The following is a 5,160-nucleotide window of genomic DNA, read 5'->3' as shown; positions in this document are numbered from 1 at the left end:
CAGCGGTGATGTCGTGTGCCGGGGTGTGGCTGGCGGGGCCACCTCCATTTCTGCTAAGTAATTGTTTTACTTAGACATTCTCCGCTCTAGATTCCTTTGTGTGACAGCCGTTTAGCATCCTCCTGTGTGACATAGAAGGGCGCTTGGCGCTGATCCTATCTCCTTTATCTCCCCCAAGCAAAAGTCATCCTAGATAGCCGTTCGTCCCCGCTAGGCGGTCGTGCTATCACTTACGCTCCTGCTACTCTTTGGCTGTGACGACCGTCACGCTATAGCGGCGTGCTACATCATGTGCGCCTTACATTGAATAGCGTTATTCGCTGTTTATTTGCAAAGGAGTGTTATATGTACTTTGAAGTCTACAAAGATGCTTCTGGCCAGTGGCGTTGGAGATTAAAAGGTGGTAACTACGAACCTATAGCAAGTGGCGAGTCGTACACGACAAAAGATAATTGCCTCAAGGCTATAGGCCTCGTGATGGAAACCAACCGGCAGACGCCAGTGAAAGAAACGAGTCGCTGATTGGTGAGGTTTCCATGGCAAAGAATATCCGAGGCAATCGCGACGGCGAAAATGGTGAAAACCAATCTTACACCATTCCTGGAAGGGGAGTGGTATCCCGTGAGCAGCTCGTAAAAGAAGTAGATGCAGGTAAGCATCCTGGATTTAATACAGTTAATGTGGATGGCGTCGAGTACGTTCGCTCCAATCCTGATAACCAGAAAGGCAACAATGTAAACAAGGACTGATCAAGCAGGATTAGCCATGGATGGCTGTTGATTCTCTGTAAACAAAGCAATAGCTAATTAATATCGAATTTAAATAATTTGAAATACTTGCATTCAGGGATGACTTGTGAAATTTATTGCTATTTCTCTGCTGTGTGTTCCTCTTGCTGTATCGATGCCAGTGCTAGCAAGTGATAGATGCTCGCTCGACAACCAAGAATATGATTTTCTTTCAGATAGCGATAAAAAGCTGTTTGACGAGAACATTCGGATGGTCATTACCAACGAGTTTTCACGATACGCCTTAGGTAGGGACGCTTACGTTGACGACAAAGAACTGCGCAATGCTGTTCCTGAAATTAATCCTGAGCTCGTAGAGTTGCGAAAGCTGGCGGAAAATAGGATATATAAGGGCGAGATAAATAAAAGTTACAGCGATTCTCGCACATATTTGTCAAATTTTCTTAATGAGAAACTATCGGAAAAGATGAAGTTAGCATTAAGGTGCTCAATTCAGGGGCTAAGGCGGGTTGACTCAAATTTATATAACAGATATCTATCTACAGATATCTATCATATGCAAAATTTTCAAAGGGTGACGTCTGGTAGGGTAGGCTACTTTCAAGTGTCCTCAACATCCTGCTCTGTGGTGAATAGCGTCAAGACTAACAACCGCTTTTCCGACTTGCCATCTGAAGTAGATGCTCGCTACGTAGTTCTGGAAGCTTCGTTTAAGAATTTGGATTCCGAAAGTAGAATGCCTGTCGAGGGTGATCTTATAGTCATCTCTAATGGGAAGGAATACCGGTTCGAAACCTCCGAGCAAGTATTGGCCGAAGGCTATGGATTAAGGTTTAGAAAAATGAACCCGTTAATTACCGAGAAAACAAAGCTCGTTTACAAGGTACCTAACGAGCTTTCTGGTGAGGTTTATTGGGAGCCAGGAAGGAACAGAGAATCCGTTAGGCTGTGGTGTACATACCTGTAACGGAAAGTTGTCTTTTATTGGTTGTTAATTTGATTTTGTCCTTGAGTGCGGAAGCCCTGTTGGCCGTTAAAAATCACAGCTGGCTTACGTTCAAGACTTTCAACACGCTGTTCAAGAATCCGCAAACTCCGACCTGTATTGATCTGATACTGATCCAAGCTTTCATTCAGGTTGTTAATCTTGTTCTCCAGCCTGCTTTGCATAGCGGTAAGATTACGCTGCGTCTCAAGGGTCAGCTGATTGATGCTGTCTTTAAACTCTCGTTGCCACGTATTGCTTTGACTCATTGACCAGCAAATAGCACCAATCAAGGCGATGTTGGTAAAGGTGGTAACGTGCTGGAAGGTGATTTTCATAGCAACACCTCTACCAAACGAGTTACAACCAAAGATGAGCCGACACGATTGCATTTCTCATACTTCAAGAGCTTGCTAATGAACGGACCGATACTCTGATTGGGATATTTCTCACTGAAGAGTTGAACAAGCTTGATAGGCAGTTCAATGGAGCTGCGATGACCTTTAAAAGTGTAATTCGTAAAAACACGCATAGCGATACCTCGGATATGATGATTTTGATATTTTAAATACAGTGTTTATAAGGGCTGTAGAGAGCTAAAAAGTGCAGGTAAGGGGGTAGCCAGGGGTACAGCTTTTTAACGTCTACAAGCCGCATTCTGTGGCGTTATAGATACTTGTTTAGATAGGCTCGGGCGACGGTGACACCACACAAGAATTTATCATTTAGAGCATGTTCATCCGTATTAGGATACTGAGCGATCCAAGAGGCGATAGTGGCTTCACGGCTGGAAGGCGCTACGTCTTCCGTATAGCGAGGTACAGTGGTGCGAAGCTCTGAGCCTTTAGGGTTAACCTTATCGTTCAGATACTTTGACTTAAGGGCCAAATCTCCAAGGTCAGGACAGATGTCGCCATTCTTAGAAAGCCACTTGAAATAGCTGTCTACGCTTTTCTCTGATGCAGGAATGAAACGGTAATGTTCACTCTTTGCAGGGGAAAAGCTTGAGGCGATGAAGCCGGCAATAAGATTAGAGTTTTTATGTAAGATAAAGTATTGCATTATTGTTCTCGGGAATGAAAAAAGCCCTCACTTGGAGGGCCTATAGATTGTTGTTATGGACTGGTAGGTATTGGTGAACGCTATCGTCCGATCTGGGGATACTGAATCATGGTGTCTGACCAGGAGTTTTCCTGCATCCGGCGAGATACCTCCATCATTCGAGATTCCAATTCATTGCTTAACTGGTTGACATCCATGTTTGTAGCATCAATTTGGAATGCACCAGGCTCGAACGTAATTCGATTATCATAGCTACGACTATCAGTGCTGGCGTAAGACTGAGTCATCTGCTGCATGATTTGATCAGTGTCTGGAGTGTGTACAATCGGGTTTTCGCCGAATTGCACTGGCGGTGTCCAAGGTAATGCCGCTGGCATCTGAGAGTTGTTGAAAGGCTGTTGGTATTGAAGCTTTGGTTGCTTGAACGGCTGGAAGTCAGGAACAAAGCGATTACCTACATCCCCCCACTCAGGCCCCATCACACGGTTGTACAGGTCCTTTGCACTATCCTTTGTATACTTTAAGACAGGATGATTTTCCCAAAGCCAGCCGACACCCTGAAGCCCCGGATGATGATCAATGTAATTCTGAGCAGCATCAGGTGCCTTTTCCTTCACTGTCCTCAAAGCTTGCTCTGGCGTAATATTTCCCTTCGCGATACCTCGCATCCATAAGGCAAAATCAGCGGATGCTTTATAGGCTTCACCGAAACTCTTGACCAAACTAAGAGCAGAAAGTTGGAGGTCTTTAGCAAAGGTGTTAACAGCATTCAAAGCTGCTTGGAAATTGTTTTCCAATCCCTGAAGACTGGCATCATTGATAGTGCTATCTATCGTGTTCTGCACCCGGTTAAGCTCGGCTTGAGAGGTTTGTGTGCTACGAGCCAGCGCATCCTTGGCCTGATTACTGCCAATCTGTAATGCCTTCAAGACTACGTCAGTTCCAACTAAACCTTTCTCCATATCCTTTCGGAGCTGCACCATTGCGGCTTGTCCTGTCAGGCCTGACTTCTTCAACTCGGCATTCGCTTGGGCGAACAAAGCGGGCATTGTTGGATCGTGCTCCGCAGCTTGGCCGAAAAGTTCTTCCGACTGGACGCGGCCCTTGGAGATCATCTGGACGATTGAAGTCTGAAGGCCCTTCATGCGCTCATTCGATAGGTGCATCGTGACGGCATGTTCGTTGAGCTGGGTTCAAGCGTCCTGTGATTGGGCGTACCGCAAGCCAGCGGCGTGACCACCAGCGAGCATAGAGGCGTAACCTTGGACCTGATCCGTAGCTCGCAAACCTAGGCGGTTAGCTTCGTTCCAAACGTATTGATTGGCAGCCTCTGATCGCTGTGCATTGATCTTGGGGTTAGGACTGGTGCCAACCACATTAGCGATTAGATTCCGGTTGCTGAGCTGCTGAGCATTGGCATTGAACAAGGCCGATGTTGCCCTGACGCCTGCATATCCCAGAGCAGCAGGAGCAAGCCAGCGAGGGACAGCAGCCAACACTGCACCACTACCACCCTCGACAGACTGCGCTCCACCAGCTTGAGCGTTACGGGCTACCTGTCGAACTGCCTGACTGACAGGGCTGCGTTCGATAACCGTCTTGATCTTCAGCGACTGTGCTGACCACTCAGCACGCTTGATCGCGGAGGCAAGGCTACGATTGAGCTTCACATTGTCGATGTTGAACCGTTCCATCTTGAATTCAGTCAGCCGGCTAACCTGGTTCAAAGATTTCTGGATATCTCGCTGGAAGGCAAGAGAGTTAAATTTGATTTTAGGGGAAAACTGAAAGCTTTTATCGAACTGATTTTTGATCTTTAACATCATTGCTTCCATCTTCGCCATCGCTTGCTCAGCTTGTCTGAACTGAGCTTTGTTGAGGCGGAATCCGATGGAGCTATAGAAAGCGCTTATTTCTGTACCGTTCATTGTTGTTGTCCTTATAGATAGCACGTCCTTGTGCTTAATTATATTTACTTAACTTTATTGTATCGTTCCTTAAAGCTTGCGCATTTCAGCATCTGAGCCAGAGAAACATCTTTGCCGTTAAATTGCTGGCTAAGCTTGTAGCTCAACATACTGATGCCACAGGCGGGCACCACAACTACGCCATACCCCTTAAGGATAGGAGCAGTATCCATACTAATTTTGGTAGTGGTAATACGACCATCAGCAGCCACCAGAAACGCATCAATGGCAGCGGAATATTCCTTTGCCTTTTTGATCATTCCGGCTTGTTCAAGTAGCCGGTTCTGCGCAGCGATGTCACTCGCGCTCGGCTTCTTTTCCAGACCTTGAGTAGGTTTGGTTACTAGGGTTTGTCTGAAAAGTCGACGCGCCAACAGCGATCGATGCAGGCCAGAGT

8 protein-coding genes are annotated in these 5,160 nt (G+C 46.4%); 3 read left to right on the top strand and 5 right to left on the bottom strand.

Translation table 11 applies throughout. The features are described 5' to 3' along the window. Window positions 1-345 precede the first annotated feature (345 nt). The 3 genes from GSQ95_RS25035 to GSQ95_RS25025 all read left to right on the top strand — a co-directional run bounded on the left by GSQ95_RS25035 (window position 346) and on the right by GSQ95_RS25025 (window position 1,716). Window positions 346-522 (top strand): DUF1508 domain-containing protein, encoded by a 177-nt coding sequence (locus GSQ95_RS25035; protein WP_158897023.1) that lies wholly within the window; start codon window positions 346-348, stop codon window positions 520-522. Between the two features lie 14 nt (window positions 523-536). After that, window positions 537-749 carry a DUF3892 domain-containing protein gene (locus GSQ95_RS25030; RefSeq protein ID WP_158897022.1) on the top strand — a complete coding sequence of 71 codons (213 nt, stop codon included), beginning with the start codon at window positions 537-539 and terminating at the stop codon, window positions 747-749. 106 nt (window positions 750-855) lie between these two features. Beyond that, window positions 856-1,716, top strand: a complete 861-nt coding sequence (locus GSQ95_RS25025) for a hypothetical protein (RefSeq protein ID WP_158897021.1) — start codon at window positions 856-858, stop codon at window positions 1,714-1,716. 14 nt (window positions 1,717-1,730) lie between these two features. Here the strand turns inward: GSQ95_RS25025 and GSQ95_RS25020 are convergent, their stop codons facing one another. The 5 genes from GSQ95_RS25020 to GSQ95_RS25000 form a co-directional block, all read right to left on the bottom strand. Next, window positions 1,731-2,072, bottom strand: coding sequence for a hypothetical protein (locus tag GSQ95_RS25020; RefSeq protein ID WP_158897020.1), 342 nt, complete (start codon window positions 2,070-2,072; stop codon window positions 1,731-1,733). A 328-nt stretch (window positions 2,073-2,400) separates the two neighbouring features. Beyond that, complete coding sequence (locus GSQ95_RS25015; protein WP_158897019.1) at window positions 2,401-2,796, bottom strand: hypothetical protein; 396 nt, start codon at window positions 2,794-2,796, stop codon at window positions 2,401-2,403. An 80-nt stretch (window positions 2,797-2,876) separates the two neighbouring features. Continuing rightward, entirely contained in the window at window positions 2,877-3,941 is a 1,065-nt protein-coding gene (locus GSQ95_RS25010) for a hypothetical protein (protein WP_158897018.1), read from the bottom strand. Window positions 3,942-3,989: 48 nt separating this feature from the next. Further along, window positions 3,990-4,724 (bottom strand): hypothetical protein, encoded by a 735-nt coding sequence (locus GSQ95_RS25005; RefSeq protein WP_158897017.1) that lies wholly within the window; start codon window positions 4,722-4,724, stop codon window positions 3,990-3,992. 44 nt (window positions 4,725-4,768) lie between these two features. Further along, a partial coding sequence (locus GSQ95_RS25000; protein WP_158973986.1) for a hypothetical protein occupies window positions 4,769-5,160 on the bottom strand: 392 nt, incomplete at its 5' end.

The sequence above is a fragment of the Pseudomonas sp. BAV 4579 genome, from assembly GCF_009765395.1.
Taxonomy (GTDB): Bacteria; Pseudomonadota; Gammaproteobacteria; order Pseudomonadales; family Pseudomonadaceae; genus Chryseomonas; species Chryseomonas aestiva.
Note: the sequence above shows the minus strand (reverse complement) of the source record. Positions and strands in the feature narration are given on the sequence as shown.

Coding starts and splice junctions, on each gene's coding strand:
- GSQ95_RS25035 (WP_158897023.1), top strand. CDS start 346: ATGTACTTTGAAGTCTACAAAGATGCTTCTGGCCAGTGGCGTTGGAGA.
- GSQ95_RS25030 (WP_158897022.1), top strand. CDS start 537: ATGGCAAAGAATATCCGAGGCAATCGCGACGGCGAAAATGGTGAAAAC.
- GSQ95_RS25020 (WP_158897020.1), bottom strand. CDS start 2,072: ATGAAAATCACCTTCCAGCACGTTACCACCTTTACCAACATCGCCTTG.
- GSQ95_RS25015 (WP_158897019.1), bottom strand. CDS start 2,796: ATGCAATACTTTATCTTACATAAAAACTCTAATCTTATTGCCGGCTTC.
- GSQ95_RS25010 (WP_158897018.1), bottom strand. CDS start 3,941: ATGAAGGGCCTTCAGACTTCAATCGTCCAGATGATCTCCAAGGGCCGC.
- GSQ95_RS25005 (WP_158897017.1), bottom strand. CDS start 4,724: ATGAACGGTACAGAAATAAGCGCTTTCTATAGCTCCATCGGATTCCGC.